Raw genomic sequence first — 25,648 nt, forward strand, 5'->3', positions numbered from 1 at the left:
TGCTGTCATGCGCCCTGCTCTTCTCAACCCGTTGTTTGCCGATGTGACTAGTGCCAAAGGCATTGGTGCAAAGCTGGGAAAACTCTTCGGGAAGTTGTTGCGCGGCGATGAGAATGCGTCAACACGGCTGATCGATGTGCTGTTCCATCTGCCTTCACACGTGATTGACCGGCGCTTCCGTTGCACGGTGTCGCAGCTTCCCACCCAAGGTATTGCAACTTTGAAAGTGACTGTGGGCAAGCACAAGCCGCCGCCGCGCGGCACAAGGCTGCCGTACAAGATCGATGTCTTCGATGACACGGGCCATATGAGCCTGGTGTTTTTTTCCAGCTTTGCTGATCACCTGGCGCGCAATTTCCCTGTGGGTGAGGAGCGTTACATTTCGGGTGAGATCAAATGGTTTGGCACTGAAGCGCAGATGAGCCACCCAGATTATGTGGTTCGGCCGGATGAGTTGGCTTTGATGCCGGAGATCGAACCGGTTTATCCCCTCACGGCAGGGCTGACGGGGAAGATTTTTCACAAGGCGGTTGGTGCGGCCTTGGAGAAACTCCCCGCCATGCCCGAATGGCAGGATGCAGCGTGGCTGACGCAAAACAAATGGCAAGCGTTCAATACGGCTCTAGATGCCGAACATCGGCCCGCGATTGCAAGTGTTGGTGTGGCAAATCCAAACCGTGACCGTCTCGCCTATGACGAGTTGCTGGCAAATCAGCTCGCGTTGTCATTGGTGCGCAACCAGATGAAGCGCGAGAGCGGGAGGCAGCTTTCAGGCGCGGGTGCGTTACGTGCCAAGATCATCGCGGCCCTGCCCTATGCGCTTACAGCCTCGCAGGTTCATGCGACAGATGGAATCCTCAAAGACATGGCTTCCGAGCAGCGGATGATCCGCTTGCTGCAGGGCGATGTGGGCGCGGGCAAAACAGTCGTGGCTCTGCTGGCTCTGGTGGCGGCGGTGGAGTCGGGTGCGCAAGGTGCGTTCATGGTGCCCACTGAAATTCTGGCGCGGCAGCATGTGGTTTCGTTCGCGCGGCTTACCGAGGGGACCGGCTTGCGTGTCGCCGTGCTGACCGGCCGCGAAAAGGGAAAAGCCCGTACTGAATTGCTTGACGCACTGGCCGCGGGGCAGATTGATATTCTGATCGGCACGCATGCGCTGTTTCAGGAGGATGTGACTTATCGTGATTTAGGTCTGGTGGTGATTGATGAGCAGCACCGCTTTGGTGTTCACCAGCGCCTGGCGTTGCAGGATAAATCGCATCTGGGCACCGATCTGCTGGTGATGACCGCAACACCGATCCCGCGTACCCTGTCGCTCACACTTTATGGTGACATGGATGTGTCCAAGCTCACGGAGAAGCCTGCTGGCCGCTTGCCAGTGGATACGCGGGTGATGCCGCTTTCGCGGATGGAAGAGATCGTGGCGGGCATCCGGCGCAGCCTGGGCCAAGGCGTGCGGGCCTATTGGGTGTGCCCTTTGGTGGAGGAAAGCGAAGAGCTTGATCTGGTCGCGGCAGAGAACCGCTTTGCCGATTTGAATGCCGCCTTTCCGGGGCAAGTTGGGCTGGTGCATGGGCGGCTGAAAGGGCCTGAGAAAGACAAGGTGATGGCGGATTTCAAGTCCGGCGCGCTTACAGTTCTGGTGGCGACCACCGTGATCGAAGTGGGGGTGGATGTGCCGGAAGCGGCCATCATGGTGATCGAGAATGCTGAGCGCTTCGGGTTGGCACAGCTCCATCAATTGCGCGGACGGGTGGGCCGTGGTGCAGCGAAGTCCACTTGCATCCTGCTATATCAGGAACCCCTGGGCGAAGTGGCCAAACAGCGACTCTCCATTATGCGTGACACGGAAGACGGTTTCCGGATTGCCGAAGAAGATTTGCGGCTGCGGGGTGCTGGTGAAGTGCTGGGCACGGCGCAATCAGGTGTGCCAATGTTCAGGATCGCTGATTTATCCGTGCACGGAGAATTGCTGGCCGCCGCACGCGATGATGCCACACTGATCCTGCGGCGCGACCCGCAGCTCTCTTCCGCTCGTGGCGAAGCGCTGCGTCACCTGCTCTATCTTTTCGAGCGTGACGAAGCGATCAGGCTTTTGTCTTCCGGCTAAGCTTGCGCTTCACCGGAGGTGTTGCTCCCGCAGCCACCTGTGACTTTCCATCCGGAAAAATGATGCCCATGGAAATGACCAGCTTCAGGCCGTCTTCAACGCTCATGTCGAGAATCTTCACGTCGCTCTGATCGGCAAAGAAGACGTAGCCGGAAGTCGGGTTCGGCGTGGTTGAAACATAAAGCGCATACATCTTCCGCCCGGCTTCCAGCCCCACTTCTGCGCCATCGACTTCACGCGAGATGAAGGCGGGGGACCAGGCACCCTTGCGAGGCCATTCCACCAGGCAGACCTGACGGAATGATGCGCCGGAATCTGAAAACAATGTTTCGAAAATCTGCTTTGAGCCCTTGTAGAGCGAGCGCACAACCGGCGTGGAGTTCAGCATCTTGTCCCACAGGCGAAGCAGCGTGCGGCCCACCAGATTGGCGGCCAGAAAACCGACCAGCGTAATGACAGCAATACTCACCACCAAGCCGAAACCTGGCACCTTGAAAGGCAGATAGGTGTCTGGATTATACGCTTGTGGAACCAGCGGCTTAACGATGTTGTCAAAGCGTTCAATGAACCACAGCGTGGCCCAAATGGTGATCGCGGCGGGCGCAATGATGACAAGGCCGGTGAAGAAATAGCGGCGCAAGCGTGAAATGCTGGCGGTAGCTGGCCGTGGTGGAATGGATGTTTCAGGCTTTGTCATCGAAAAGAAATGGCATCCAGCCCCCGCCATTGCAAGCGGCACTTTGACTCTGGCGCGTCAGGCTTCATTGATTGGGATTGCCGGGATTCTGTTCATTCCACACGCGCGCACGTGCTTCGGCTTCAAGGCGCGTTTCCTGCGAGGCGGCGAATTTCAAATCATTCAGACGGTCGTAAATTCCGGGGTCTTCGTCCTGGCGGGCCGCACCTGCGGCTACGATGTACCAGGTGAGGGCCTTCAGATCATCCTGCGGCACCACTCCCCCCTTCGCACACAACTCGCCCATATAGGCGGCCGCTTCGGCTGAGTGTTTGCGGATGGCGGCATTCAACCATTTCAACCCTTGCGTGGGGTTCTGGCGCATGCCGTCGCCTTCTATGCTCATGACGCCCAGTGCATAAAAGGCGCGCGGATGGCCGAAGCTGGTGGCCATCTGCAGATAGGTGCGCGCTGCCTCTTGCGGGTTGGCCCTCAACTTGGCGGACGGAATGCCGAGGCGCAGGTAATCCGCCGCACGAATTTTGGCGTCGACTTCGATGCGCAGACGGAACGGGTCTTGCTCGTCGGATGAAAACTGATCGGCCACGCGGGAGAAGTACGAATAGGCGGCTGCCGGGTCCACTGGCACACCATGGCCCAGCCGGTACATGTGGCCCAGATACCAATCGGCCACCATGTTTCCATCGTCGGAGCTTTTGAGAAACAGTTTGCGGGCGCGGCCATAATCGCCGCGACCATAGGCGGCGCGGCCGGCTTTCAGCTCATCCGTCCAGAAGGGCACGATGTCGAGGCGGGGAAGATGGATGTCAGGGCGGGGAAGTTTGATCTCAGGCGTATCGCCAAACATGCCCATGAGGTTGCCAAAAAAGCCGCCTTCGGCCCTTGCCGCTGTCACAAGGCAGGACTGGAAAAGCATCAACAGGGCGAAAACGGCGCTGCCATACGCCCCCAAATGTCTGCCCGAAGTGCAACCCATCAATTTTTACTCAACCCGAGGCCCCCGTCCGGGCAGGATAAAAGACTAACTTCATTACCCAATTGTGATGAGAGGCTGAGGCGCAATTTGGGCGCGACGGGGGTGAATTGCGGTTCCGTTGCGCCGGAAATGAGATTTAGTTCATCTGTTGCGCGGCGGCCACAGCTAGGCTCTATCGGGCCTTTTGCAGCGCAACCTTTCATGGCACAAGGGCGGCATGAGCGACAGTGAAACCCTCCCCCCGCAGGCCCCGGCTGAGCAATTGACCTTTTCCTATGTGTCCCGGCCTGGCCTCCTGAAGATCACCCTGATCAACCTGGTTTTCAATATTCTGACGCTTTCGATCTACCGTTTCTGGGGCAAGACCAATGCGCGGCGCCATATCTGGAGCTGCATTCACATCAATGGCGAACCGCTGGAATATACCGGCACAGGCGCCGAGCTGTTCAGGGGCTTCCTATTTGTGTTCGGGCTGATCATCCTGCCTTTTCTGTTGCTGACCACAGGGCTTCATATCGCCTATGGCGATGAAAGCCCGGCCGCTGCCGCCGCCAGCGCCATTTTCGGCATTTTCGTCTACAGCATGATCGGATTTGCGATCTACAAGGCAAGGCGTTACCAGCTGAGCCGCACTCTATGGCGAGGAATCAGAGGCAACCTGGCGGGTTCCGCCATGACCTACAGCCTGCTCTATTTTGGCTCGATGGTGGCCAAGGGCGCCAGCCTGGGCTGGGCCACGCCGGTGATGAACACCGTGCTGCAGGAACACATCACCAATGATATGCGCTTCGGTGATGCGGCCTTCAAATTCAAGGGGCCCGCAGGACCGCTTTATCCAGCTTATGCGTTGTGCTGGTTCCTATTCGCCGTCATCCTGTTTGTTTCGATTGCGGTGATCGGTGGCATTCTCGCCGGGATCTATTCAACGATTGACGGCACCAGCAGCCAGAAAGATTTCGCCATGCTGGGCATCGGCATTGTGTTCTTCGCGCTGGCCTTCCTGTGCTACATGGTGATTTTTCCAGCGATCTGGTCGATCTATTGGGCAAAGCAGATCCGCACTTTTGCAGAATATACGCGCTTTGACGGCGCGCAGTTCAAACTCAACGCGACGGCGGGCAGCCTGATCGGGCTGACGGTGGTGAACTTCCTTATCCTGATTTTCACGCTGGGCACGTTCTGGCCTTTCATCCTGCAGCGCAATTTCCGATACATGGCCAGCCGTTTGAAACTGGAAGGTGCAATTGAAGTCGAGCGTATCCGCCAATCCAGCCTGGCCGTACCGAAGCGTGGCGAGGGTCTGGCTGACGCCTTTGACGTGGGCGCCTGGTGATGGCTGTTTCTGCCACCTATTTCGATGGCCAATCGGCCAAGAGCCATGAGGTTCATGTCTCCGAAGATGGCCAGCAGCTGACATTCTCTGGCGCTGATGTGGCGCAGGTGAGTTGGACCATCGCGGGCCTGCATGCGATTGACCCGCCCAGCCCCGGCCAGCCTTATAGGCTCACGCATGAGGGCGCGCCCGGTGCGCGGCTGATCATCCGTGATCAAGATTTCATCACGCAGCTTACGGCGCGCTCGCGGCATTTGCATGGTGGCTACACCCGCAAGGATATTACACAGCTGCTGGGCTGGACCTTGGGCGGCATTGCGGTGTTCGTTCTGCTCGGTTGGATTGCGGTTTCGGTTCTGCCCGCTCCAATCGCCCGTGCGATGCCGCAAAGCTGGCGACAGAGCACCGGCATTGAAATGGAAAAAGCCATGGCGGGCGGCAAAGTGGCTTGCAGCACGACCGCCGGGGATCGCGCCATCGGGCAGCTTCTGGCCAATCTGGCCGAAGGTGTGCCGGATATGCCGCCGGTCTCGGTGCATGTTTATGATCTCGGTATGCTCAATGCCTTTGCCGTCAATGGCGGGCATATCATCGTGACCAAGCAGCTGCTTGATGCGGCGGACCGGCCGGAGGAACTGGCCGGCGTGCTGGCCCACGAAATTGGCCATGTGGCGCATCTGCATCCGGAAGCGCAGATGGTGCGCTTGGCCGGCGTGCAGATTCTGTCGAGCACCTTCAGCGGCACAAATGGCGGCAACATGTCCAGCAATGCGATTTTCATTGCCACGGTGCTGCGCCATTCGCGTGCGGCAGAAGAAGAGGCCGATGCCTATGCGCGCGACATGCTGGTCAAATCCCAAATTGACCCGATGGGGTTCAAGACCTTCTTTGAAAAGCTGCTGAAGCTGGAAGGCGGCAGCTCGTCGCAATTCTCGGCGCTCAAAGCCTTGGGCAGCATCTTCTCCACCCATCCAGGCACGGAAGAACGCATCGCCAAGATCAAGCCGCTGCCAGAAGGCGTGGTTGCAAAGCCCGCACTCACACCGGAAGAATGGCAGGCGTTGAAGAAGATTTGCGGTTAGCTGAATCGCCAAAGCAACTATCGTCATCCCGACGAACGTCGGGACCCAGGCTGTCAAACTACGCGACTGTTGAAAGTCTGGGTCCCGGCGTTCGCCGGGATGACTGATTATGGGTTGGAGCTCTCGCTGGCTGCTGCCTCGGCTGCTTCTGCATCTTCATTGATGCATTCCACCGAGACTACATGCTCGTCATCCGCCGTATTGATAACGATCACGCCCTGGGTTGAACGACCGGCTCGCCTGATGTCATGCACCGGGCACCGGATCACCTGACCACCGTCAGTGACCAGCATGATTTCATCCTGCTCAACGATCGGGAACGAAGCCACCAGCGGACCATTGCGGTCATTCACTGCCATGGCGACGATGCCTTTGCCGCCACGACCGGTGATGCGATATTCGAACGAGGATGTGCGCTTGCCATAGCCATTGGCAGACACGGTCAGGATCACCTGTTCCGCCGCCTGCATTTCGGCAAAGCGTTCAGCTGACAAGGTGACAGCATCCGACATTGCTTCTTCCTCATCCGGAGGCCCGGCATCGCCATTCTCACCCAGCAAAGCGCGGGCCTTTTTCAGGAAGGCTGAGCGCTCATCGGAAGTGGCTTCCATATGATTGAGGATCGACAGCGAAATGACTTTGTCATCGCCATCCAGCTTGATGCCGCGCACGCCGGTTGAACCGCGCGACTGGAAGACGCGCACTTCGGTGGCGGCAAAGCGGATGCACTGGCCTTGCGCCGTGGTGAGCAGAATATCGTCGGCATCGGAACAGGTTTCCACGCCGATCAAGGCATCGCCATCTTCCAGCTTCATGGCGATCTTGCCATTGCGGTTAATGCTCTGGAAATCGGCCAGTTCGTTGCGGCGCACGTCACCCGATTTGGTGGCGAACATCATTTGCAGCTGCCCCCAGGTGGTTTCATCCTCGGGCATGGGCATGATGGTGGTGATGCGCTCACCTGCTTCCAGCGGAAGCATGTTGATCAGCGCCTTGCCGCGCGCCTGTGGATTACCCACCGGCAGACGCCAAGTCTTGAGCTTGTACACAAAACCCGCCGAGGAGAAGAACAGGATGGGCGTGTGGGTATTGGCCACGAACAGCTTGGTAATGAAGTCTTCGTCGCGCACCTGCGCACCGGTCTTGCCCTTGCCGCCGCGGCGCTGGGCGCGGTAGGCCGAGAGCGGCACGCGCTTCACATAGCCCGCATGCGACACGGTGACGACCATGTCTTCACGCTGGATCAGGTCTTCATCGTCAACCTCACCCTCATTCTCGATGATCTGGGTGCGGCGTGGTGTGGCGAAATGGGTTTTAACATCCGTCAGCTCGGCGCGAATAATTGCTTGCACGCGCGCACGCGATGACAGGATATCGAGATAGTCCTTGATCTCAACGGCGAGCTTTTCAAGCTCTTCGGAAATTTCGCCAAGGCCTAGCTGCGTGAGGCGCTGCAGGCGCAGATCGAGAATGGCACGCGCCTGCTCGTCGGAAAGCACATAGGTGCCATCGGCCCGCAGCGTATGGCGCGGGTCGGCGATCAGCGCGATCAGCGGGGCCAGCATGCTGGCCGGCCAGGCGCGCGCCATCAAGGCGGTGCGGGCTTCGGCAGCATCTTTGGACGCGCGGATCAGCTTGATCACTTCGTCGATATTGGCCACCGCAATAGCGAGGCCTACCAAGACATGGGCGCGGTCACGGGCTTTGCGCAGCAGGAACTTGGTGCGGCGTGTAATAACGGTTTCGCGGAAAGCGATGAATTGCTTCAGCAGATCCTGCAGATTCAACTGCTCGGGGCGCCCATGGCTGAGCGCAATGTTGTTGACGCTGAAAGTGGTCTGCAGGCTGGAGAAGCGCCACAGCTGGTTCAGGATGATTTCCGGCTCCACGTCGCGGCGCAGTTCGATCACCACGCGCACACCTTCGCGCGAGCTTTCGTCGCGAATGTCGGTGATGCCCTCAATCGTCTTGTCGCGGATCAGGTCTGCGATCTTTTCGACCATCGTCGCCTTGTTCACCTGGTAGGGAACTTCGGTGACGATCAGCGCCATCTTGTCCTTGCGCACTTCCTGCACATCGACTTTGGAGCGCAGCACGATTGAGCCCCTGCCCGTGCCGAAGGCCGACTTGATGCCGGCGCGGCCCAGGATGATGCCGCCCGTCGGGAAATCTGGGCCTGGAATGATGTTCAGAAGATCTTCCAGCGTAATGCCGGGTTCATCCATCATCGCCAGTGTGGCGTCGATCACTTCGCCCAGATTATGCGGCGCCATGTTGGTGGCCATGCCGACGGCGATGCCGCCTGCGCCGTTGACGAGCAGATTGGGGTATTTGGCCGGAAGGATGGTGGGTTCCTGGCGCTCGCCATCATAATTGGGCTGGAAGTCCACCGTATCGCTGTCGATATCGTCGAGCAGCGGCATGGCGGCCTTGTCGAGGCGGCTTTCGGTGTAGCGCATAGCGGCGGGCGGATCGCCGTCCATCGAGCCGAAATTACCCTGCCCGTCGATCAGCGGCAAGCGCATGGAGAAATCCTGCGCCATGCGCACCAAAGCGTCATAGATCGCGCTATCGCCATGCGGGTGATAGCGGCCCATCACGTCGCCCACTGTGGTGGCGGATTTGGTGTATTTCTTGTCCGGCGTGCGGCCACCTTCATACATCGCATAGAGGATGCGGCGGTGCACCGGTTTCAGGCCGTCACGCACGTCTGGCAGCGCGCGCGACACGATCACGCTCATGGCGTAATCGAGATAGGATTTCCGCATTTCCTCTTCGATGGTGATCGGGGAAATTTCGTGCGGATTGGCGGGCGGCAAACCCTCTTTGTCGTTGTTTTTATCGGTCACTGAAAGTCTGAAAACCTATGCAGAAAGAGCCGTTTTGGAGTGCTCCAAAACGACTCGATCTAATGAGGTTCTTTTCTAGACTTTTCGGCCCGGTGGAGCAACGAAAGCTGCCCATAATTCCACGGGAAAATGAGGCTTAAAAAACCTCAGATATGCTTGATGGTAAAGCTCGAACCGCGCAGCTTGTCGCCCTGGTCATCAAGGGCTGAGCAATGGTTGCTGCCACCCAGCCATTTGGACCAGGCGATGCACATCTGGGTGCCACGCACCTGCCAGGTGCCGCTGTCCTTCTGGCCCTTGGCCACGCCTGCAATCCGGCCATTGGGATAGAGAGTGACGATCATCGAGATCATGCCGCCCATAATATCGACGTTGTAGCGGCCTGGGGCCAGCGCGCGGAGTTCTTTGGCGGCCAAAGTATCAGCGGAAGCAGCGGTGGTAGACAGAGCCAACCCAAGGCAGGCCAAGGCGAGAAATGATTTCGTGCGCATCTCAGTATCCTAATATCGTGATTTGGGGGTTATGTTGCAGCGCACAAAGAATGTAAATGGGGCAAAATTACGGTTTGAGGATAAGTTTTCCGTCCTTGATGACCTCTACGGGGTTCTCGTTTTCGTCGTAAGTGGCGTCCACATCATAGGTTTTCAGCACAAACTGGCCGTCAACAAACTTCCAGGTGCCACTTGAGGATGCATCGCCGATGCCCCGCCATTTGGCAAATTCGCTGATTTCACCGGTTTTAGAATCAAATTCTGCGTTGGTCAGCTGGTCGGTGGATTGATAGCCGTCCACCGCCAGTGATTTCAGTTTCTGGTCGCCCTCGCCCTCATAGACCAGCTTAAGATGTGGCTGGGCAAAGCTGATGCGGCGCAGGCCCTCTACATCATCCGAAAGGTAAGCCACGAAGCTTTCGTTGTAGGCGGCCATCTGGCAGCTGAAGAGATAGAGCTCGGCCTTACGCGGGGCATCGTCGGCAGTCTCGCCTTCGGCCTTAAAAGTGATGGTATCGTGTTCGGGCTCGTTGAGGCCCGCCAGTGTGTCGCCCGTCTTGTCGCAGCGGCCCTTCATTTCGCTGGCAAATTTGGCCTTGGCGTCATCCACGGTGATTGCAACGGTGGTTTCGTCAGGTGGGATGTCGCCGCATTTGGGCAGGCTCACGCGGTCGAAATCATCGGCTTTGATGGGTTTCAGCTTGGCGCTCTGGATGCGCAGGGGCTGGTAAGGCGGGTCCTGGTCTGCATTGGTGGCCACGACCACATAGCAGCCGGCAAAGGTGCTGATCTTGCCTGCCTTGTCCTTGGCACGGATGGCGATGGGCACATTGGAGAATGTATGACCCGCAGCACCCTCGCCCGTAATGTCGCCTACCAGCAGATCGACATGGGCTGTGTCTTCATAGCCCTTGGCGTAGGTCTCATAGTCTTTGGCCGGGGGGTCGCTGAAGTAGGTATAGGCACGGGAATATTGCTGCAGGTTGATGGCACTGTAGAGCGAACGCACCAAGGCTTCCGGATTGCTGCGGTCATCCAGATAGGGATCCGCAGCCAGCGCGGGCGACAGGCTCAGGATTGCTGCGGCAGCGGCTAGTTTGAAACGCATGGTTGAGGCCTCCCATCAGAAGGCCGCATCATTGCACAGCGTTTATGCCCTGTCAGCGGTGGGCGCTGAAACCGTTGCCGTGAACAATGCCGCTGCCATCGATGGTGATGTCGGAACAACGTTCCTGGTGGCCCAGCCATTTGGTGAAAGTCACGCAATAGCGGTCATTAGGGCTGATGCGCCAGCGGCCTACATCCTTGTCTCCATTGGGCTGCACGCCCGTGACCTTGCCGCCAGGCGAGATGGTGATGGTGGCCACCAAATTGCCATCGGAGATAATCTTATACGTGCCCTTCATCGCTTCGCGGATTGTCAGCGGTGCCTTGGCGAAGGCCAGGCCGGAGGCCATGGCAAGCATGCTTGCGGCCAGGATAACAGTCTTGATCTTCATCTGTCGGTTTCTCCGTTTCAACGATTTTCCTAGAACGGAACTTCGTCGTCAAGATCGCGGGCGAAGCTCTGCTTGGGCGAAGACGTGCGCGGGCGCTCCATCGGGCTCGACGCACCGAAATCATCACCGCCGGAAGATGCGCCATCACTGGCACCGGGGCGGCCGCCCAGCATGGTCAGCTCGCCACGGAAGTTCTGCAGCACTACTTCAGTGGTGCGTACTTCCACGCCGTCCTTGTTGGTGTATTTGCGGGTCTGCAAGGAACCTTCAATATAAACCGTAGAGCCCTTTTTCAGATATTGCTCGGCCACTTTGGCAAGGTTGTCATTGAAGATGACGACGTTGTGCCATTCGGTCTTTTCCTTGCGCTCTCCCGAACCCTTGTCGCGCCAGGTTTCCGAAGTGGCCAAGCCGAAGGATACGATGGGTTTGCCGTCCTGGGTATGGCGCACCACCGGGTCTGCACCCAAATTACCTACCAAAATGACCTTGTTTACTGATCCTGCCATGGGCCTAACTCCGTTTGACTGCCGCTGTTACACGCTTTGATTTGTTATGTGGGGGCTGTTACTGACTAATCCACAAGTTCTTGCTATGTTCTCTTTTGAGTCAAAAAACAAGGCCCGGTCGGTTGGATCGGGCCTTGCTTAGTGGGCGTTCAGTCGTTGAGCGGTCCCCGGAGGCTGTGGATTAGCCACGGGCGATCCACTTAACCAGCTTGCCGAAGCGCGATTCGCTGGCCACGGAAGGCTTGTTCACAAAGCTCGGCTGGCGGATATCGCGCAGCAGGGCTACGGTGTAAACGTCTGAATAAACGTTGAAAAGTGTGCGGTTCATGATGTTCTCCTTACAGGTATGGATATGCGCTTAGGGGCCCTGAAAGACAAACGGGGAAAAGTGACATGTCATATAACAAAAAGTCACATGATCATGGTATAGAGCCTATCCATGGCACGCCGACTCCCTTCCCTGAATGGCCTCAAGGCCTTTGAAGCCGCTGCCCGCTCCGAGAGTTTCTCTGACGCGGCAATGGAACTTGCCGTTACCCATGCCGCGATCAGCCGGCATATTCGCGAGTTGGAAGAGTATTTGGGCACAGAACTGTTTTACCGGACCGGGCGTGGTGTTGAGCTCACAGATGCGGGCCGGTTGTTCGGCACTACATTGACGCCGCTGTTTGACCAGATTGCCAATGCCTCGCGCGAGGCAGCGGCAGTAGGCACGGCGCGCTCGCTTAAGGTTTCGGTGCAGCCCAATCTGGCCTCGCATTGGTTGGTGTCTCGTCTGGGCCAGTTCAATGAACTTCATCCCGACATTGAGTTGATGGTCGACTCGTCGAATGACCTTGTTGATTTCTATAGTGACGATATCGATCTCGGCCTGCGCTATGGATATGGCAACTGGACTGATGTGGATGTGGTGAAGCTGACCGAATGCGTGGTCTTCCCGGTCTGCGCGCCCTCCTATCTGGCCAAGCACAAGGGCGTGACACCGCAGGACTTGCCATCGCTGCCCCTCATTCACGAAGACAAGAAGCAATGGTGGGTTGATTGGCTCAGCTTTGCGGGGGTTGAAACCCATGACGCGTTGCGTGGGCCCATCCTGCAGAGCCAGCTTGCCATTGAGGCTGCGCAAAACGGCCAAGGCTTTGTGCTGGTCGATCAGATCCTGTTCACCCGTTCACTTCAGGAGAGTTGGCTGGTGAAGCCCTTCACCCAGGAGATGAAGGATCACGGCGGTTATTACCTGGCGCGCAAGAAAGGCATCCGCGAAACCGGGCCGATGCGGGCGTTTCGTGAGTGGGTGGCCAGCGAAATGGCAGATACCAACAAGAAATATCAGGCTTACAGGCAACAAGCCTTGAAGCAGAGTTGAAAACGCGCCACGAGTCGTTTCAACGCGTTGTGAGATTCGAGAATGCCGAAAAAACTGAAATATGACTGCCTGAAATGCCCCGGTTACTGCTGTTCGTACCCAGTGATCGAAGTGAAGGACCGGGATGCCAAGCGCATTGCCAAGCATTTCGGCCTGACCATGGAAGTGGCCGAGAAGAAGTATTTCAAATCGGCCCATGGCTACAAGCGGGTGATGAAACGCAAGAAGGACCCGCATTTCGGCAAGATCTGCCAGTTCTTTGATACGACAGCACGCCGCTGCACGATCTATCTGGCGCGGCCGTTCCCCTGCAAGGATTATCCGGGCGAGGACAATTGCGGCTACTATGATTTCCTGTCCTTCGAGCGCCTGGCGCAGGTCGACAAGAATTTCATTTCCACCACCGACCATAAAGAAGACTGATGCCTGAACTGCGGGAGCTTTATCCGCCGATCAGCCCGTATGAAACCGGCATGCTTGATGTGGGTGATGGGCATCAGGTCTATTACGAGCGCTCTGGCAAGAAGGGCGGCATTCCTGCTGTGTTCCTGCATGGCGGACCGGGTGCGGGATGCAATCCGGATTCGCGTCGTTACTTTGATCCTTCGAAATATGACGTGCTGTTGTTTGACCAACGCGGCTGCGGGCGTTCCACGCCGCATGCATCAATCGAGAACAATACGACATGGCATTTGGTAGCTGACATTGAACGCCTGCGCGAAATCATGGGGGCGGAGCGCTGGCTGGTATTTGGCGGTTCGTGGGGATCAACACTTGCTCTGGCCTATGCCGAGACGCATCCGACGCGCGTGAGTGCGATGATCCTGCGCGGCATTTATACCGTGCGCAAAGCCGAGCTCGACTGGTTCTATCAATTCGGCGTCTCCGAAATGTTTCCTGACAAGTGGCAGAAATTCCAGGCCCCCATTCCTGAATCCGAGCGCGGCAATATGGTGGCCGCGTATTACAAGCGGCTGACTTCAGATGATGAGGCGGTGAAACTGGAGGCCGCCAAGGCCTGGACCATCTGGGAAGGTGAAACGATTACACTTCTGCCCAATGCCGCGATGACGGCCGGTTTCAGCAATGGCCATTTCGCACTGGCTTTTGCGCGTTTGGAGAACCATTACTTCACCCACAATTGCTGGCTCGAAGAAGGCCAATTGCTGCGTGATGCTCATAAATTAAAGGGCATTCCCGGTGCCATCATCCATGGCCGTTATGATATGCCCTGCCCGCTGCGCAATGCGTTCCTGCTGCATAAGGCGTGGCCTGCCGCGTCACTGCATGTAGTGGAAGGCGCTGGCCACACGGCAGGTGAGCCGGGAATCCGCGACCAGTTGGTGTTAGCCGCGGACCGGTTTGCGAAAGAGCTGGCCTAGTTTAGAGATAGGCCTTCAAAATTCCTATAAAGTCTACGGCTTTCAGGCTGGCGCCGCCGACCAGTGCGCCGTTCACGTTGGGCACGCCCATCAGTTCGGCAGCGTTGGAACCCTTCACTGAACCGCCATACAAAATGCGTGCGCCAGCACCTTCCTCGCCCATGACCTTGCTCAGCTCGGCGCGGATATGGGCATGGGCTTCTTCGACTTCCTTGGCTGTGGCGGTGAGGCCGGTGCCGATGGCCCAGACGGGTTCATAGGCGATCACAGTATTGGCGGCGGTTGAACCTGCGGGCACTGAGCCCTTGAGCTGCGTGGTCAGCACTTCGAGCGCCTTGTTGCCTTTGCGCTCATCCAGCGTTTCACCAACGCAGATAATAGCCCTGAGGCCGGCCTTGTGAGCGGCCTGAGCCTTGGCGGAAACCATGGCGTCCGTTTCCTTGTGATTGGTGCGGCGCTCGGAATGGCCCACGATCACGGATGTTGCCCCAGCATCCTTCAGCATATCGGCCGAAATATCACCCGTGTGCGCCCCTGAAACGGCGGCGTGGCAATCCTGGCCGCCCAGCTTGATCTTGGAGCCTTTCATCACGCCCTTGGCGCGGCGGATCAGCGTGGCAGGCGGGCAGATGGTAACATCGCATTTCAGCTTCACGTCACGCAGCATCGCGGCCAGCAGGCGGGCTTCCTTCAGATTAGCCGTGGTGCCGTTCATTTTCCAGTTGCCGGCAACCAGGGGGCGGATGGTGGTCATTGCTGTTTTTCCTTGCGATCTTATCTTTGTGGCAGGCTTTGGGCGGCTCTTACCAAAGCCATCCCGCCCTTGCGAGAGAAAACATGCATCCCTATAAGCGCTAGACCTGAATCCGCCTTAACCACCAAAGGAATATCCATGCTCGAATCCATGCGCAATCTTGCCAAGACCATTGTGGCGAAGATCCTCCTCGGCCTCCTTGTGGTGGCCTTCGGCGTTTGGGGTGTGAGCGGCATTGCCGGCTCGGCCTTTGAGTCCGCTTTGTCGTTCTGGGGTTGGGGCCCGAAGGATCTGGCGCAAGTGGGCCAGATCACCATCAATGGTGATGAATATACCCGCAGCCTGCAGCGCTCGATCAAGAATGCCGCCCAGCAAACGGGCCAGCCCTTGACCATGGATGATGCGCATCGCAGCGGCCTTGATGTTCAGGTTCTGGACAGCATGGTGTCGCAGGCCGCCGTGGCCACCACGGCCAAGAAGCTTGACCTGGCAGTGGGCATGAATGTGCTTCTCGCTGAAGTGGCCCGTGACCGGAATTTCCAGAATACCAGCGGGCAATTTGACGCCACCGCCTTCCGCCGCGTTTTGGAAAATAACGGGCTTTCGGAAGCGCAGTATTTTGCCACGCAAGTGCGCATGCATAATGAGAATGCCATTCTCAATGTGGCCTCCGGCGAAGTCACGCTGCCGAAGGTGCTGAGTGCCGCTCTGACGCAATTCACCGGCGAGACCCGCGACCTCAAATATTTCGACGTGACCGCGACTGAAGCTGATGTGACCCAGCCGAATGATGCTGATCTCGACAAGCAGTACAAGGACCATCCTGCCTCCTATACCGCACCGGAGTACCGTACGGCAGGCGTGATGAGCATTGATGCCGCTGCCCTCTCGGCCAGCCAGACAGTGAGCCCGGAGGAACTGGCGGCGGGTTATGAAAACCACAAGAAGGATTTCTACACGCCGGAAAAGCGCACCATCATCCAGCTCACTTTCCCCACGCTCGATGACGCCAAGAAAGCCAAGGACCGGATTGCTGCCGGCGAAGACATCATGAAGATCGCTGGCGAGTTGAAACTCAAGGACACAGACGTGACGTTGACTGACCGGGTGAAGGAAAACTTCCTTGATCCGAAGATCGGCGAAGCGGCCTTTGCATTGAAGGAAGGTGAAGTCAGCGAGCCTGTGCAGGGCGGCTTGGCGACTGCCGTTCTCAAGGCGGCCAAGGTGACGCCGGCGCATCAGGGCACACTGGATGAAGTGAAGGACCCACTCACCAAGACGCTGGCGCTGGAAAAGGCCAAGGCGCAAATCCAGGACCTCTACAACAACGTGGAAGACGCCCGCGCGCAAAGCCTGAAGTTCGAAGACATTGCGCAGAAATTCAATTTGAAGTTCACCTCGCTCGGCCCGATTTCAGCCACTGGCAAAGGCCAGGATGACAAGGACCTTTCCGCCCAGGCCCAAGGTGACCTGCTGAAAGCATTGTTCACCAGTGATGTGGGCGTGGAGAATGATGCCCTGAATGAGGGTGATGGCTATGTGTGGTATGAAGTGCGGTCGGTCATTCCATCCGCTTTGAAGCCACTGGATCAGGTCAAGGCGCAAGTGACGAAGGATATCGTGAATGAACGCATTAGCGTTGCGGCTCTCGACAAGGCCAAGAAGATCATCGAAGCCCTGAAGGGCGGCAAAGTGATCGACGCTGCGGCTACGGAAGCGGGCGGGCCGGTCAAGACCGTGACTGCCCTGAAGCGCGACCAGCAGACGCCGGATTTTGACGGCCCTGCTCTCTCGGCTGCCTTCTCGGTCCCCGATCAAGCCTTTGCCTTCTCGCCCGGTGGTGACGGCAAGTCGGCTCGCGTGATGCAGGTGGTCAAGACCGGCATGCCGGCAGTCATGGCTTCCTCGCCAGAGCTGGACCAGATGAAGAAACAGCTTTCCTCAAGCTTCGCCAATGACCTGCAGCTGGGTCTGGTCGGCGCGCTCAAGAAGGATGTTGGTGTGAAGATCAACGAGGCTTTGTGGAAGCAGAATACGGGTGGTGAGCCGCCGGTGCTGGTCGAGTAATCAGCATGGCTTTCAGCCCGGACTATGAAAGTTTTGCCACTGCCTATGATGCGGGGCAGCCGCAGATTCTGAGCACCCGTCTGGTGGCGGATCTGGAGACCCCGGTTTCGGCCATGCTGAAGCTGGCGCGCAATGCGCGTTATTCCTTCCTGCTGGAATCGGTGGAAGGCGGTGCCGTGCGCGGGCGCTATTCGATCATCGGGATGAACCCTGATCTGATCTGGAAAGTGGAAGGCGGCAAGGCTGCGATCAACCGCAAGGCGCTGGCCGACGACAAGCAAGGTTTCACCCCGCTGGACCAGCACCCCCTGCTTTCGCTGCGTGCCTTGCTGCAGGAAAGCCGGATTGATTTTGGCCATGATGCCCCGCCGATGGCGGCCGGCGTGTTCGGGTATCTGGGCTATGACATGGTGCGGCTGATGGAAGACCTGCCATCGCCGAAGCCAGACACAATGCATGTGCCGGATGGCATGATGATCCGCCCGACAGTGATGGCGATTTTCGACAGCGTGAAAGATGAAGTGACGGTGACGGCACCGGTTTATTTGGACCCTGCCGTTTCAGCGCGTGCCGCCTATGCCCGCGCCTCTGAGCGCATTCAGGAAGTAGTGGATGCGTTGGACCGGCCGCTGGACATGGCGCTGCGCGAGGCCGACACGCTGCCGATTGCGCCTTCGGCCTCCAACACCCCGCCGGAGCGCTACCGTGAAATGGTGCTGGCTGCGAAAGAGTATATCGCCGCTGGTGACATTTTCCAGGTGGTGCTGTCGCAGCGGTTCGAAAGTGATTTTTCGCTGCCGCCATTTTCGCTGTATCGTGCACTGCGCCGGGTGAACCCCTCGCCGTTCCTCTATTACCTCGATTTCGATTCCTTCGCTGTTGTCGGCTCCAGTCCGGAAATTCTGGTGCGCGTGCGCGATGGCAAGGTGTCGATCCGTCCGATTGCCGGCACGCGCCGCCGTGGGGCAACACCCACCGAGGATCAGGCGCTGGCGGAAGAGCTTTTGGCTGACCCGAAGGAACGTGCCGAACATCTGATGCTGCTCGATCTGGGCCGCAATGATGTGGGCCGTGTGGCCGAGATAGGCTCAGTTAAGGTGACCGATAAATTCATTCTCGAATTCTATAGCCAGGTGATGCACATCGTGTCCAATGTCGAAGGCAAGCTCGACAAGAAGCATGACCTGATTGACGCACTGGTTGCAGGCTTCCCAGCGGGCACAGTGTCTGGTGCCCCCAAAGTGCGCGCGATGGAAATCATCGACGAGATGGAAGTTAACAAGCGCGGCATCTATGGCGGCTGCGTGGGTTATTTCGGTGCCAATGGCGAGATGGACACCTGCATCGTCCTGCGCACCGCCATCGTGAAAGACGGCAAGATGTTCGTGCAGGCGGGTGCTGGCATCGTGGCTGACAGCGTGCCTGAGAGCGAGCTGCAAGAATGCGTGAACAAGGCCAAGGCCCTGTTCCGCGCGGCGGAAGAAGCCGTGCGTTTCGCGGGCCGCGCCGGGAGGGGACAATAATGATCATCCTCATCGACAATTACGACAGCTTCACCTGGAACCTTTATCACTATCTGGGTGATCTGGGTGCCGAGACCGTGGTTCACCGCAACGACAAGATTTCGGTAGGCCAGGTCATCTCGGCCGAGCCGGAGGCCATCGTGATTTCGCCCGGCCCCGGCACGCCAGACAAAGCTGGCATCATTATTGATCTGGTGAAGGAAGCCTCCGGCAAAATTCCGGTCTTTGGTGTTTGCCTCGGACTGCAGGCCATTGGCGAAGCCTTTGGCGGCAAAGTGGTACGTGCACCATCGCAGATGCATGGCAAGGTTTCCCAAGTGCGCCACGACAGCAAAGGCGTGTTTGCCGCCCTGCCCCAGGATTTCGCTGCCACGCGCTATCATTCGCTGGTGGTCGACCGCGAGAGTTTGCCTTCGGAACTGGAAGTGACAGCGGAGACGGACGGCATCATCATGGGCCTGCAGCACAGAACGCTGAATGTGCATGGCGTGCAATTCCACCCCGAAAGCATTGCTTCGGAACATGGCCATCTGATCCTCAAGAATTTCCTCGATAAAGCGAAAGCGGAGAAAAGCCGTGGCTGATTTGAAACCACTCATCGGCAAGGCCGCTTCCGGGCAAGCCCTCACCCGCGCGGAAGCGCGTGAGGCGTTCAATGTGATGATGTCTGGTGAGGCGACACCTTCGCAGATTGCCGGCTTGCTGATGGCCCTTCGTGTGCGTGGCGAAACAGTGGACGAGATTACCGGTGCCGTCGAGATCATGCGCGAGAAGATGCTGCGTGTGGACGCCCCTGCCGATGCAATCGACATTGTCGGCACGGGCGGCGATGCATCAGGCTCCTACAACATTTCCAGCTGCGCTGCCTTTGTGGCGGCGGGTGCGGGCCTCAAAGTGGCCAAGCATGGCAACCGCGCGCTGTCGTCCAAATCTGGCGCGGCTGATGTGCTGATGGCGCTAGGCATCAAGATCGATGTGCCGCCCGCCAAGATTTCGGAGAGCATCAATGAAGCGGGTTTGGGCTTCATGTTCGCGCCTGCGCATCATTCCTCGATGAAGCATGTGGGTCCGACGCGCGTCGAGCTGGGCACGCGGACGATTTTCAACCTGCTTGGACCTTTGTCCAATCCGGCTGGAGCTAAACGCCAGGTTACTGGCGTTTTTTCAAAGACTTGGGTTGAACCTCTTGCCCAGGTTCTTAAGAATTTAGGCACCGAGTCCGCCTGGATCTGCTTTGGCGAAGGCGGGATGGACGAGATCGTGCCGTCGGGCACGACTTGGATTTCGGAGTTGAAGGATGGAAACATCCGATCGTTCGAGATTACGCCTGAAGCCGCAGGGCTGGGGCGCAGCCGCATTGAAGATTTGAAGGGTGGCGATGCTGCCCATAACGCTGAGGCACTGCGCGCCGTGCTCGACAGCAACCAATCGGCCTTTGCTGATGCAGCCGTAATGACGGCGGCGGCAGCGCTGATTGTGGCGGGCAAGGAAAGCGATTTCAAAACGGCTACGGCGCGGGCGCGCGATGCCGTGATGTCGGGTGCTGCGAAGAAGGCGCTCAGCCGGTTGATCGAGGTTTCGAACAGCTGATGGCCACCATTCTCGACAAGATCGCCGCCTATAAGCGCGAGGAAGTGACGGCGGCGAAGAAGGCTGTATCCGTCAGTACACTGAAGGATCAGATCGCTGCGCAGGAACCTCCGCGCGGGTTTCTCAAGGCGTTGCGGGCCAAGCATGCGGCGGGGAAATTCGGGCTGATTGCCGAGATCAAGAAGGCCAGTCCGTCCAAGGGCTTGATCCGCGAGGATTTCGACCCACCAGCTTTGGCGCGGGCCTATGAAGTTGGTGGAGCGGCTTGCCTTTCGGTTTTGACTGACAAGCCTTCCTTTCAAGGTGCGCCTGAGTTTCTGGTGGCAGCGCGTGATGCTTGCGCCCTGCCCGCACTGCGCAAGGATTTCATGCTGGATGCCTATCAGGTCTACGAGGCGCGCGCCTGGGGTGCGGATTGCATCCTGCTGATCATGGCGATGATTGATGATGCGCTGGCAGCCGAGCTTGAAGACGCGGCGCAATCGCTTGGCATGGATGTGCTGATTGAAGTTCATGATGAAGCCGAGCTGGTGCGTGCGCTGAAGCTGCGCTCATCGATGGTGGGCATCAACAATCGCAATCTTCATACATTTGAGACGCGGCTGGAAACCACTGAGGAATTGGCACCGCTGATCCCCAAGGACCGGGTGATCGTGGCGGAGAGCGGCCTGTTCACACCGTCTGATCTTCAGCGTTTGGCCAAGGTCGGCGCATCCACTTTTCTCATCGGCGAAAGTCTGATGAAGCAGAATGATGTGGCCGCGGCCACGCGCGCGATCCTCGCGGCATGAGCAAGCTTTCGCATATCAATGCCAAGGGCGAAGCACACATGGTCGATGTGTCGCCCAAAGAGATCAGCACCCGCACTGCTGTCGTGCGTGCACGCGTGCTAATGCAAGCTGCTACCATCAAGCTGATCAAGGCAGGCAGCGCCAAAAAGGGCGATGTGCTGGCTACTGCACGCATTGCCGGCATTATGGCTGCGAAGAAAACACCTGATCTCATTCCGCTCTGTCATCCGCTGGCGATTTCGAAAGTGACGGTGGATTTTACTTTGGCCAAAAAGCACATTGATGTGGAAGCCGCCGTGAAAGTGGAGGGCAAGACAGGCGTTGAGATGGAGGCGATGACTGCCTGCGCCATTGCCTGCCTCACGCTCTACGACATGGTGAAGGGTGTGGACCGCGGCATCACAGTGACTGACATGCGGCTGGTTGAGAAGACCGGAGGCAAATCCGGCACATATAGAGCCAAGTGATGGCGCTGGTTCCTGTCGAAGAAGCGCTGACACGCATTCTCAAGGGTGCCAAGCCGCTGCCTGCGGAAACGATCAAGTTGCAAGATGGGCTGGGGCGCATTTTGGCGGCTGATATTGTAGCGCGCCGTGATCAGCCACCTTTTTATGCCTCGGCCATGGATGGCTATGCCGTGCGGCACGAAGATCTCAACCAAGTTCCTGTCACGCTCAAGCTGATCGGTGCTTCGGGTGCGGGGCATGGTTTTACCGGCATGCTGAAACAAGGCCAAGCCGTCCGCATTCTGACCGGCGCGCCCATGCCGAAGGGTGCGGACACAATCGTGATTCAGGAAGTGACGCGCATCGTCAAGGGTGGCGTGGAAGTTCTGGATGCCCCAGCGCCCGGCCGCAACATCCGCGTGCGCGGGCTGGATTTTAAAAAGGCCGAAGTGCTGGTGCCCGCCGGCACCAAGCTTACCGCGCGCGATCTTGGCCTGGCCGCTGCCGGCAACGCGGCGATGATCCGTGTACGGAAGAAACCTCGTGTGGCCATCCTCACGACCGGCGATGAGCTGGCCGCCATAGGGACGGCGCCACGCTGGGACCAGATCACTTCATCCAACAATCAGGCGCTCAGCGCGCTGGTCACCGCCATGGGGGCGGAAGCCATCGACTTTGGCGTGGTGCGCGATGATCTGAAGGCGACCACGGCTGCTGTGAAAAAAGCTTTCAACGCGGACATCCTGGTCACCACTGGCGGCGCATCGGTGGGGGATCACGATTTCGTGCAGGAGGCCTTGAAGCGCGCCGGCGTGAAGATTGATTTCTGGAAGATCGCATTGCGCCCTGGCAAACCTTTCATGTTTGGCACCAAGGGCAAATTGCGCGTGCTGGGCATGCCGGGCAATCCTGTTTCCGCCATCATGTGCTCCCTGGTGTTCCTGAAGCCGCTTCTGCATGTGATGGATGGATTGCCGCCGGATACCGGCTTTGGGACAGCGCGACTTGCGATTGACCTGCCCGCCAATGATCACCGGCAAGATTATATGCGCGCGCGGATATCTAATGCAGATGACGGAACGCTTTTGGTAACGCCCGCCACGAAGCAGGATTCCTCGATGCAGCGCGTGATGCGCGAGGCTGATTGCATGGTGGTGCGCCCGCCACACGCGCCGGCGTTGGAAGCTGGTGCGCTTGTGCCAATCCTGCGTTTTCCTGCCGGGATATAACGGAAACACTTGTGGAACTTAACCGGAACGTGTAAGCAGGTTTTGCTTTTGTTCTGATTCCGGAGACACTTCATGCTCACCCGCAAACAACTTGAACTTCTGCTTTTCATCAATGAAAGGCTGAAAGAAGAAGGTGTTCCGCCCTCTTTTGAGGAGATGAAGGCCGCTCTCGACCTGCAATCCAAATCAGGTGTGCACCGGTTGATTGTGGCGCTGGAAGAGCGTGGCTTTCTGAAGCGCATGCCGAACCGGGCCCGCGCGCTTGAAGTGATCAAGCTGCCGGATTCGCATTCGCCCAGCCTTTCGAAGAAGGGCGCGTTCAGGCCCAATGTTATTGAAGGTTCGCTGGGCAAGGTGAAGCCCCTGCCCGCTGCCAATGATGGTGCACCGCGCGCGACCGCCATTCCGATGATGGGCCGTATCGCTGCTGGTGTGCCCATCGCCGCTATCCAGGATCATTCTTCCAACATCATGGTGCCGCCCGAGATGCTGGGCGGTGGCGAGCATTTCGCGCTGGAGGTCAAAGGCGACTCGATGATCGATGCCGGCATTTTCGACGGCGACACGGTGGTGATCCGCAAGGGCGACACGGCCAACAACGGAGACATTGTAGTAGCCCTGGTGGATGATGAGGAAGCCACCTTGAAGCGCCTGCGCCGCAAGGGCGTTTCGATCGCGCTGGAAGCCGCCAATCCTGCCTATGAGACGCGCATCTTCGGGCCTGACCAGGTGAAGGTTCAGGGCCGTCTGGTGGGCCTCATGCGGAAATATCACTAAGCCCCAAAACAGATTGCCCAGGCTTGAGGGCCCGGGCTCCCTTGCAGGGGACTTCTGTCTTTTTAAATAGGGCGCGAATTCTTATCGCAAAAGTCTTCAACTTTTGTTGAATGCGCGGCGATCTCAGTTCGACGCGGTGGCCGCGTTGAGGAATGTTGTCGGGTTCAGCGCTGTGGCACCCTTGCGCACTTCAAAGTGAAGCTGCGGGCTTTGCACGGCACCGGTGGCACCAGACTTGGCGATGATGTCGCCGCGCTTCACGGTCTCACCCTTTTTGACGATGATCTGCGAGTTATGCGCATAGGCCGTGACATAGCCGCCTGAGTGGCGGATCAGCACGAGGTTACCATAACCCTTGAGTTCGTTGCCAGCATAGGCCACGACGCCGCCTTCGGCGGCCTGAACGTTCGTCCCTTCCGGAACGGAAATGTTGATACCTTCATTCTTCATGCCGTTCTGCTTGGGGCCGAAGGGCGAGATCACCTTGCCGCGCACCGGCCAACGCATGGCCAACTGGCCATCCGCAGGTGCTGCGTCCTGGACGGGTGCCGCCTTTTGCACCGGCGCTTGAACCTGCGCGGTTTGCTCCTGGTCTGAGTCCATATCCGACTTGCCGGTCGCATCATCACCAGCGAGTGGCTTGATTTTGGAATCAAGCTTGGCGGTGGCCGTGCCTGATGTCGGGATTATGATTTGACGGCCGACTGCCAGCGGCTTGTCATGCGGCAGCTTGTTGGCATCGGCAATCGCGAAGGGCGACATATTGTATTTACGGCCGAGCGAGAAGAGCGTGTCGCCTTTGGCAATCGTGTAAGCTTTGCCCGCACCCGTTTTGGACGGTGCCACAATATCAGCGTCATCAGCGATAACTTGCGCCTTCGGCTTTGCGCTTGCGATCTGCTGATCAGCAGGTGCCATCTTGAATGGCGCAACAACCGGCTTCTTCTTCGATACAATCACCGGCTCGTCAGCGGCCGCCTGCTGATCTTCAATGACCTGCGGCTGCTTGTAAGCAGGTTTCTGATAGGCAGGCGCTGCGGGCGCATTGTAAGAATATTTCGGCTGCTCATAGGCAGGTTTTGTTGCCGCCTGCTGGCTGTATGATTTGGTGTAATCATAGACCGGAGCCTTCACGATTGGCTTGGAAGCAATCGGGCTTTCGACAATGGCATCGCTGTTGTCGCTGATTTGCGGTTCGGAATATTTCGGCGCCTTGTAGGAAGGAGCCGTATATTTCAATTTCTGCTTGGGAATTGATGCCGTGTAAACGGGATCTGAATCGGAAGGATTGCTGTAATTTTCGGAGAAGCGCTCAACCGAGCCGGAGCAGCCGGCCAAAAGCACAGCAGCAGCGCTCGCCAACAGAAGCTGCCAGCGCACAGCGCCCTCGAAGGAACACGAGACAGACTTACCCATAACCGAACTCCGTACTCAACTCACTTACAAACAGCCGGACAACAATCCGGTAACCTAAACAACAATGCAGGATTTTCGTTAAAAGGGAGTTTAAGTGTAAAAATACTTGGGATTTTTATTCGACGACGACTTTTGCGCCGGTGCTCACCAGCCCATAAAGCTCAATGACATCCTCATTGCGCATGCGGATGCAGCCGGAAGAGGAAGCAAATCCAATGGTCTTGGGCTTATCCGTTCCGTGGATGCGATAGTCGGTCGAGCCGATGTAAAGTGCCCGTGCACCCAGTGGATTTGCCTCGCCGCCTTTGACGAAAACCGGGATCACATGGCCGGCTTTTGCCTCGCGCGAAATCATTTCGGCTGGCGGGCGCCAATCGGGCCATTCGGCTTTGCGGGTAATGGTGTTGGTGCCTGACCAGGCAAAACCTTCGCGGCCCACGGCCACTTGATAGACCATGGCCTTTCCGCCCGGCAGAACGAAATAGAGTTTGCGCTCACTGGTGCGCACCAGGATCGAACCCGGCGGCAGTATGGTGTTGAATTCAATTTCCTTGCGCACCGGACCGGCCACCGCAGGCCCTGCCAAAGCGGCGGATGAGATGGGTGGTCTGAATGCCACGTCCTGCGGCGCCGACATTTCCTCTGCACCGAGAATAGAGAAGGATTTGGCTTCCGCCTGCAGCACCTGTGCCAAAAGGCAGGCCGCCATGACAGCATTCAATCTAAGGAAGGACACAACGCACACTCACACACTTAATCAG

General features: G+C 57.9%; 25 protein-coding genes. 14 read left to right on the forward strand and 11 right to left on the reverse strand.

Annotated elements, in window-relative coordinates; genetic code table 11:
- Positions 1–7 precede the first annotated feature (7 nt).
- On the forward strand, positions 8–2,110 hold the full coding sequence (recG, locus tag F8B91_RS04805; protein WP_196502560.1) for an ATP-dependent DNA helicase RecG: 2,103 nt from the start codon (positions 8–10) through the stop codon (positions 2,108–2,110).
- Here recG and F8B91_RS04810 read toward each other — a convergent pair.
- On the reverse strand, positions 2,088–2,807 hold the full coding sequence (locus F8B91_RS04810) for a DUF502 domain-containing protein (protein WP_196502561.1): 720 nt from the start codon (positions 2,805–2,807) through the stop codon (positions 2,088–2,090). The genes recG and F8B91_RS04810 overlap by 23 nt on opposite strands.
- 64 nt (positions 2,808–2,871) lie before the next feature.
- Positions 2,872–3,660, reverse strand: coding sequence for a tetratricopeptide repeat protein (locus F8B91_RS04815; RefSeq protein ID WP_196502562.1), 789 nt, complete (start codon positions 3,658–3,660; stop codon positions 2,872–2,874).
- A 340-nt stretch (positions 3,661–4,000) separates the two neighbouring features.
- Between F8B91_RS04815 and F8B91_RS04820 the strand changes: the two genes are divergently transcribed.
- Both F8B91_RS04820 and F8B91_RS04825 read left to right on the forward strand, forming a co-directional pair.
- Complete coding sequence (locus tag F8B91_RS04820; protein ID WP_196502563.1) at positions 4,001–5,116, forward strand: YjgN family protein; 1,116 nt, start codon at positions 4,001–4,003, stop codon at positions 5,114–5,116.
- Entirely contained in the window at positions 5,116–6,198 is a 1,083-nt protein-coding gene (locus F8B91_RS04825) for a M48 family metallopeptidase (protein WP_196502564.1), read from the forward strand. Before F8B91_RS04820 ends, F8B91_RS04825 begins: the two co-directional genes overlap by 1 nt.
- A 107-nt stretch (positions 6,199–6,305) precedes the next feature.
- Here F8B91_RS04825 and gyrA read toward each other — a convergent pair whose 3' ends face one another.
- The 6 genes from gyrA to F8B91_RS04855 form a co-directional block, all read right to left on the reverse strand.
- Positions 6,306–9,047, reverse strand: coding sequence for a DNA gyrase subunit A (gyrA, locus tag F8B91_RS04830; protein ID WP_196502565.1), 2,742 nt, complete (start codon positions 9,045–9,047; stop codon positions 6,306–6,308).
- 146 nt (positions 9,048–9,193) lie between these two features.
- Positions 9,194–9,538 carry a hypothetical protein gene (locus tag F8B91_RS04835; RefSeq protein ID WP_196502566.1) on the reverse strand — a complete coding sequence of 115 codons (345 nt, stop codon included), beginning with the start codon at positions 9,536–9,538 and terminating at the stop codon, positions 9,194–9,196.
- Between the two features lie 67 nt (positions 9,539–9,605).
- Positions 9,606–10,646, reverse strand: coding sequence for a DUF1176 domain-containing protein (locus tag F8B91_RS04840; protein WP_196502567.1), 1,041 nt, complete (start codon positions 10,644–10,646; stop codon positions 9,606–9,608).
- 52 nt (positions 10,647–10,698) lie between these two features.
- Positions 10,699–11,037 carry a hypothetical protein gene (locus tag F8B91_RS04845; protein WP_196502568.1) on the reverse strand — a complete coding sequence of 113 codons (339 nt, stop codon included), beginning with the start codon at positions 11,035–11,037 and terminating at the stop codon, positions 10,699–10,701.
- Positions 11,038–11,066: 29 nt separating this feature from the next.
- Positions 11,067–11,546, reverse strand: a complete 480-nt coding sequence (ssb, locus tag F8B91_RS04850; RefSeq protein ID WP_196502569.1) for a single-stranded DNA-binding protein — start codon at positions 11,544–11,546, stop codon at positions 11,067–11,069.
- 181 nt (positions 11,547–11,727) lie between these two features.
- Positions 11,728–11,874, reverse strand: coding sequence for a hypothetical protein (locus F8B91_RS04855; RefSeq protein ID WP_196502570.1), 147 nt, complete (start codon positions 11,872–11,874; stop codon positions 11,728–11,730).
- A gap of 111 nt (positions 11,875–11,985) precedes the next feature.
- Between F8B91_RS04855 and gcvA the strand changes: the two genes are divergently transcribed.
- From gcvA to pip, 3 genes are read left to right on the forward strand one after another with little or no spacing between them, the layout of a single operon-like run.
- Positions 11,986–12,912, forward strand: coding sequence for a transcriptional regulator GcvA (gcvA, locus tag F8B91_RS04860; protein ID WP_196502571.1), 927 nt, complete (start codon positions 11,986–11,988; stop codon positions 12,910–12,912).
- A 42-nt stretch (positions 12,913–12,954) separates the two neighbouring features.
- Positions 12,955–13,335 (forward strand): YkgJ family cysteine cluster protein, encoded by a 381-nt coding sequence (locus F8B91_RS04865; protein ID WP_196502572.1) that lies wholly within the window; start codon positions 12,955–12,957, stop codon positions 13,333–13,335.
- On the forward strand, positions 13,335–14,294 hold the full coding sequence (gene pip, locus F8B91_RS04870) for a prolyl aminopeptidase (protein ID WP_196502573.1): 960 nt from the start codon (positions 13,335–13,337) through the stop codon (positions 14,292–14,294). Before F8B91_RS04865 ends, pip begins: the two co-directional genes overlap by 1 nt.
- A 1-nt stretch (position 14,295) precedes the next feature.
- On the opposite strand, the gene tpiA is transcribed toward pip, so the two are convergent.
- Positions 14,296–15,048 carry a triose-phosphate isomerase gene (gene tpiA / locus F8B91_RS04875; protein ID WP_196502574.1) on the reverse strand — a complete coding sequence of 251 codons (753 nt, stop codon included), beginning with the start codon at positions 15,046–15,048 and terminating at the stop codon, positions 14,296–14,298.
- Between the two features lie 138 nt (positions 15,049–15,186).
- On the opposite strand from tpiA, the gene F8B91_RS04880 reads away from it, so the two are divergent.
- From F8B91_RS04880 to lexA, 8 genes are all read left to right on the forward strand, one after another.
- Positions 15,187–17,115 (forward strand): peptidylprolyl isomerase, encoded by a 1,929-nt coding sequence (locus F8B91_RS04880; RefSeq protein WP_196502575.1) that lies wholly within the window; start codon positions 15,187–15,189, stop codon positions 17,113–17,115.
- A gap of 5 nt (positions 17,116–17,120) precedes the next feature.
- Positions 17,121–18,638, forward strand: a complete 1,518-nt coding sequence (gene trpE / locus F8B91_RS04885) for an anthranilate synthase component I (RefSeq protein ID WP_196502576.1) — start codon at positions 17,121–17,123, stop codon at positions 18,636–18,638.
- A complete protein-coding gene (locus F8B91_RS04890) occupies positions 18,638–19,222 on the forward strand; it encodes an anthranilate synthase component II (RefSeq protein WP_196502577.1) in 585 nt (194 codons plus the stop codon). Before trpE ends, F8B91_RS04890 begins: the two co-directional genes overlap by 1 nt.
- Positions 19,215–20,228 (forward strand): anthranilate phosphoribosyltransferase, encoded by a 1,014-nt coding sequence (trpD, locus tag F8B91_RS04895; protein WP_196502578.1) that lies wholly within the window; start codon positions 19,215–19,217, stop codon positions 20,226–20,228. The genes F8B91_RS04890 and trpD overlap by 8 nt, the downstream gene beginning before the upstream one ends.
- Positions 20,228–21,019: an indole-3-glycerol phosphate synthase TrpC gene (trpC, locus tag F8B91_RS04900; RefSeq protein WP_196502579.1), complete on the forward strand. Its 792-nt coding sequence runs from the start codon at positions 20,228–20,230 to the stop codon at positions 21,017–21,019. The genes trpD and trpC overlap by 1 nt, the downstream gene beginning before the upstream one ends.
- Entirely contained in the window at positions 21,016–21,486 is a 471-nt protein-coding gene (gene moaC, locus F8B91_RS04905) for a cyclic pyranopterin monophosphate synthase MoaC (protein WP_196502580.1), read from the forward strand. The genes trpC and moaC overlap by 4 nt, the downstream gene beginning before the upstream one ends.
- Positions 21,486–22,694, forward strand: a complete 1,209-nt coding sequence (locus F8B91_RS04910) for a molybdopterin molybdotransferase MoeA (protein WP_210324326.1) — start codon at positions 21,486–21,488, stop codon at positions 22,692–22,694. The genes moaC and F8B91_RS04910 overlap by 1 nt, the downstream gene beginning before the upstream one ends.
- Before the next feature lie 72 nt (positions 22,695–22,766).
- On the forward strand, positions 22,767–23,471 hold the full coding sequence (lexA, locus tag F8B91_RS04915; RefSeq protein ID WP_196502582.1) for a transcriptional repressor LexA: 705 nt from the start codon (positions 22,767–22,769) through the stop codon (positions 23,469–23,471).
- Between the two features lie 123 nt (positions 23,472–23,594).
- Here lexA and F8B91_RS04920 read toward each other — a convergent pair whose 3' ends face one another.
- Both F8B91_RS04920 and F8B91_RS04925 read right to left on the reverse strand, forming a co-directional pair.
- Positions 23,595–24,887, reverse strand: a complete 1,293-nt coding sequence (locus F8B91_RS04920; protein WP_196502583.1) for a peptidoglycan DD-metalloendopeptidase family protein — start codon at positions 24,885–24,887, stop codon at positions 23,595–23,597.
- 115 nt (positions 24,888–25,002) lie between these two features.
- Positions 25,003–25,596 carry a L,D-transpeptidase gene (locus F8B91_RS04925; protein ID WP_196502584.1) on the reverse strand — a complete coding sequence of 198 codons (594 nt, stop codon included), beginning with the start codon at positions 25,594–25,596 and terminating at the stop codon, positions 25,003–25,005.
- Between the last annotated feature and the right edge of the window lie 52 nt (positions 25,597–25,648).

It is taken from the genome of Aestuariivirga litoralis (assembly GCF_015714715.1).
GTDB classification, from domain to species: domain Bacteria; phylum Pseudomonadota; class Alphaproteobacteria; order Rhizobiales; family Aestuariivirgaceae; genus Aestuariivirga; species Aestuariivirga litoralis_A.

What these genes read in the sequence shown, in the direction of transcription:
- F8B91_RS04890 (WP_196502577.1), top strand. Translation starts at nt 18,638, where the DNA reads ATGATCATCCTCATCGACAATTACGACAGCTTCACCTGGAACCTTTAT.
- F8B91_RS04820 (WP_196502563.1), top strand. Translation starts at nt 4,001, where the DNA reads ATGAGCGACAGTGAAACCCTCCCCCCGCAGGCCCCGGCTGAGCAATTG.
- lexA (WP_196502582.1), top strand. Translation starts at nt 22,767, where the DNA reads ATGCTCACCCGCAAACAACTTGAACTTCTGCTTTTCATCAATGAAAGG.
- F8B91_RS04815 (WP_196502562.1), bottom strand. Translation starts at nt 3,660, where the DNA reads ATGGGCATGTTTGGCGATACGCCTGAGATCAAACTTCCCCGCCCTGAC.
- F8B91_RS04855 (WP_196502570.1), bottom strand. Translation starts at nt 11,874, where the DNA reads ATGAACCGCACACTTTTCAACGTTTATTCAGACGTTTACACCGTAGCC.
- trpC (WP_196502579.1), top strand. Translation starts at nt 20,228, where the DNA reads ATGGCCACCATTCTCGACAAGATCGCCGCCTATAAGCGCGAGGAAGTG.
- F8B91_RS04825 (WP_196502564.1), top strand. Translation starts at nt 5,116, where the DNA reads ATGGCTGTTTCTGCCACCTATTTCGATGGCCAATCGGCCAAGAGCCAT.
- F8B91_RS04880 (WP_196502575.1), top strand. Translation starts at nt 15,187, where the DNA reads ATGCTCGAATCCATGCGCAATCTTGCCAAGACCATTGTGGCGAAGATC.
- recG (WP_196502560.1), top strand. Translation starts at nt 8, where the DNA reads ATGCGCCCTGCTCTTCTCAACCCGTTGTTTGCCGATGTGACTAGTGCC.
- F8B91_RS04845 (WP_196502568.1), bottom strand. Translation starts at nt 11,037, where the DNA reads ATGAAGATCAAGACTGTTATCCTGGCCGCAAGCATGCTTGCCATGGCC.
- F8B91_RS04810 (WP_196502561.1), bottom strand. Translation starts at nt 2,807, where the DNA reads ATGACAAAGCCTGAAACATCCATTCCACCACGGCCAGCTACCGCCAGC.
- trpE (WP_196502576.1), top strand. Translation starts at nt 17,121, where the DNA reads ATGGCTTTCAGCCCGGACTATGAAAGTTTTGCCACTGCCTATGATGCG.
- F8B91_RS04920 (WP_196502583.1), bottom strand. Translation starts at nt 24,887, where the DNA reads ATGGGTAAGTCTGTCTCGTGTTCCTTCGAGGGCGCTGTGCGCTGGCAG.
- F8B91_RS04925 (WP_196502584.1), bottom strand. Translation starts at nt 25,596, where the DNA reads ATGGCGGCCTGCCTTTTGGCACAGGTGCTGCAGGCGGAAGCCAAATCC.
- moaC (WP_196502580.1), top strand. Translation starts at nt 21,016, where the DNA reads ATGAGCAAGCTTTCGCATATCAATGCCAAGGGCGAAGCACACATGGTC.
- ssb (WP_196502569.1), bottom strand. Translation starts at nt 11,546, where the DNA reads ATGGCAGGATCAGTAAACAAGGTCATTTTGGTAGGTAATTTGGGTGCA.
- pip (WP_196502573.1), top strand. Translation starts at nt 13,335, where the DNA reads ATGCCTGAACTGCGGGAGCTTTATCCGCCGATCAGCCCGTATGAAACC.
- tpiA (WP_196502574.1), bottom strand. Translation starts at nt 15,048, where the DNA reads ATGACCACCATCCGCCCCCTGGTTGCCGGCAACTGGAAAATGAACGGC.
- F8B91_RS04865 (WP_196502572.1), top strand. Translation starts at nt 12,955, where the DNA reads ATGCCGAAAAAACTGAAATATGACTGCCTGAAATGCCCCGGTTACTGC.
- F8B91_RS04840 (WP_196502567.1), bottom strand. Translation starts at nt 10,646, where the DNA reads ATGCGTTTCAAACTAGCCGCTGCCGCAGCAATCCTGAGCCTGTCGCCC.
- F8B91_RS04910 (WP_210324326.1), top strand. Translation starts at nt 21,486, where the DNA reads ATGGCGCTGGTTCCTGTCGAAGAAGCGCTGACACGCATTCTCAAGGGT.
- F8B91_RS04835 (WP_196502566.1), bottom strand. Translation starts at nt 9,538, where the DNA reads ATGCGCACGAAATCATTTCTCGCCTTGGCCTGCCTTGGGTTGGCTCTG.
- gcvA (WP_196502571.1), top strand. Translation starts at nt 11,986, where the DNA reads ATGGCACGCCGACTCCCTTCCCTGAATGGCCTCAAGGCCTTTGAAGCC.